The sequence below is a fragment of the Rhizobium ecuadorense genome, assembly GCF_001187535.1.
Lineage (GTDB): Bacteria > Pseudomonadota > Alphaproteobacteria > Rhizobiales > Rhizobiaceae > Rhizobium > Rhizobium ecuadorense.
The window spans coordinates 1-226 of the sequence record NZ_LFIO01000385.1; the positions used below are offsets into that span (position 1 = coordinate 1).

The 226-nt window shown below is 51.8% G+C and carries 1 protein-coding gene; it reads right to left on the reverse strand.

Annotated features, from left to right (window positions below; translation table 11 throughout):
* Positions 1-226, reverse strand: a 226-nt coding sequence (locus tag AF337_RS44235; RefSeq protein WP_210168047.1) for a hypothetical protein, incomplete at both ends; no start/stop codon positions are given.

Genomic DNA, 226 nt, shown 5'->3' on the forward strand with positions numbered 1-226 from the left:
ACGCTGTAGCACTTTGAATTGCTGCAGCAATTGCCGGATTAAGAAGCCCGCTTTCTAAGCCCATGCAAATACCACCGCCTAATCTGATCGGCTTCGCCGGACTACGGTGTCGTCGATTGTCTGTGTCAAATCCCGCTCCGGCAAACCAAGGGAATCCTCTATGGCTGACGCCAGATCCAAAAAATCCAATGAACCATTCGCCGCAATCCAACGTCTTGTCGTGACC